Raw genomic sequence first — 2,564 nt, forward strand, 5'->3', positions numbered from 1 at the left:
GTGAGCGATCGGGAACATGGGTGACACTTCAATCCGGGGACATGGGTGACAGTCCGCCGGGGTTGATCGGGCGGTGACGAGCAGCTTTCGACGGCCGCCGGCTTTCGACGCGAGGCGGGGCCCACAAGGCCCCAGCCGTGAAGCGTCGAAAGGCGGAGGAAGGCCGTCGGAAGGTGCGCCGACTCTCATGCGACATCCGGACGGGCCGACACCGCATCGTTGTCCTCGTCGTCGACCGTCAGCACGCGACGAGTCCGGCGGTCGATGATGCCGATGGCGAGGCTGCCGAAGTAGACCGTCCAAAGCCCATCGTCGTGCTCGACCAGACCGAGGTCCTGGCCGCACAGCGCATGACCGATGAAGACGTACCCGTTCCACAAGCTCACGCAGCCATTTGGCGCGACGCGACGGCGCTCGTAATGCGATGGGTACTCGAGGTCAGGCAGACGTTCTGGATACGGACGCGGCGAGGCGCGGTACTGCGTCGATGGGGTCTGCTGGCCAAGACCCTCGTGCGGTCGCTCGTAGTTGTGCTGGTGCACGAAGTCATCGAAGCGCCGTTGCTGGGACCGCATCGTCGCCGCCGGAGGGCGCGTCGTCTCGGCCTTCAGATCGCGATGCATGCGCTCATGGCGACCGTTGTGCTGCGGCTGGGCCGGGGCGTTGCGCTTCAGAGCGATACCGAGCCGCATCCACCACACCGACACGCGGGAAAGACGGCAGAGACCGGTACTCGCGAACGGGCTGCCGTTGTCGCTACGGATCGCATCCGGCAGGCCATGGCGACGAAACAGCTGCTCGAAGCATGACCGGACGTCGTCACCATCGATGCCGGCGTGGCCCTGGCAGGCGAGGATGAAGCGACTGTGTTCGTCGGTCACGGTCAACGGATAGCACCACGCGCCATCCAGGGTGCGGAACTGCCCTTTGTAGTCGGTGCACCAGATCGCATTCGCTCGATCACCGCGTGGCCATGCGCGCCCGATCTTGGGCAGGCGCCGTCGCTGACGACGCTCACGCACCAGGCCAGCACGGTCGATGATGTCCGAAGCGGTACTTACTGCCGGCAACGGCAGCTCGGGCGCGATCAAGGACAGCTTTGCCACCAGCTTCTTCGCACCCCACGTCGGATGCTGGCGACGCAGGTCGATAAGCGCGTCCGCCACAGCGCTGGGCGTCGCATGGGGACATCGCCGCGGTCGTCGCGAATGATCGCCCAGACCACCTTTGCCACTCTCGTGGTAACGGCCGATCCATTTATAAGCGGTCTTGCGCGATATCCCGGCTCGCTCAGCCGAGTTGGTGACATCACCGCTCGCCAGCCAGTCGTGGATGAATGCGATGCGTAGGTCCATGGTGCAGGCTTCGCTCCACGGCATGGGTTTCCTCCCATGCCGAATGGTGGCGAACTGTCACCCATGTCCCCGGATCAAAGTGTCACCTATGTCCCCGGATCATACCGGGCTTCGAGCTTCGAGCTGCGAGCTTCGAGCTGCGAGCCTCGCGCTTCGAGCCTCGCGCTTCGCGCCTCGCGCTTCGAACTCCGCCCTTCGCGCTCAGCGCAGCGCGTCGGCCACGTCGGCGACCTGCTCCGCCAGCTTCGGGAAATCCTGCCGCGTGCGCGTCAGCAGCGCGCGCGCCTCGTCGCTGCGACCGAGCGCGACCAGCGAGCGCAGCATCAGGCGCCGCAGCAGGAAGCGGTCCTGCGGCGTGGTCGTCGCCTCCGGGATCGCCCGCCCGGTCGCGAGCGCCGCCTCGTGGGCGCCGGTCGCGCCCTGGTAGACGACGACCATCAGCCCGGCCTGCGCGTGGTACGGATGCCGCTCGCGGCAGGCGAGGGCGATCGCCAGCGCCTCGTCGATGCGCCCGGCGCGTTCCGCGATCAGCGCGCTGGTCATCGCCAGGTACGGATGGGTCGCATGGCGCGCGAGCATCGCCTGGTAGCTCGGCATCACCTCGTCCTTCCCGAGCGCGACGCCGAGGTAGATCCACGCCATCAGCTCCTTCGGCCAGCCGGCGAGCTGGTCCTTGAGCCTCGCCATCGCCGCGAAGTTCGCCGGCTCGTCGCCGGCCAGGACCGCCTCCTCGACCGCGAGCAGCGCGAGCTGGATCGGCGCCGCCTCCAGGCGGCGCGCGGCGTCGGCATCGGCGCGCGCGCCGTCGGCGTCGCCGAGCGCCAGGCGCATCATCGCGCGCTGCACGACGAAGCTGCCGTTGGCCGGCTCGAGGGCGATCGCGCGATCGATCGCGGCGAGGATCGCCGCGCCGTCGCTCAGCGACAGCGCGAGCTGCAGCTGCGCCAGTCCTTCGCCCGGAGCCAGGTCGACGGCGCGCCGCGCCGAGGCCTCGGCCTCGCGCTGGGCGAGCCCGCGTTCCTCGACCCCGTCGTCGCGCAGCGTCAGGTAGCAGCGCGAGCGCGCGTAATGGCATTCCCAGAGGTGCGGCGCGTCGCGGCAGACGCGATCGGCGCGCCCGCGCGCCGCGTCGTAGGAGAACTGGCGCAGGTCGCGCAGGCAGCGCCCGACCTCGGCCAGAGGGTCGGCGTCGGCGACGGCGTCGACGCT

At 69.1% G+C, this 2,564-nt stretch carries 2 protein-coding genes; both read right to left on the reverse strand.

Annotation, left to right across the window (positions count from 1 at the left end; genetic code table 11):
* Nucleotides 1-185: 185 nt before the first annotated feature.
* Nucleotides 186-1,379 carry an IS481 family transposase gene (locus tag VEC57_07360; protein ID HYB98942.1) on the reverse strand — a complete coding sequence of 398 codons (1,194 nt, stop codon included), beginning with the start codon at nt 1,377-1,379 and terminating at the stop codon, nt 186-188.
* A gap of 177 nt (nt 1,380-1,556) precedes the next feature.
* Nucleotides 1,557-2,564, reverse strand: a 1,008-nt coding sequence (locus VEC57_07365; protein HYB98943.1) for a hypothetical protein, incomplete at its 5' end; no start/stop codon positions are given.

It is taken from the genome of Candidatus Limnocylindrales bacterium (assembly GCA_035626395.1).
Taxonomy (GTDB): Bacteria; Desulfobacterota; Binatia; order UBA1149; family CAITLU01; genus DASPNH01.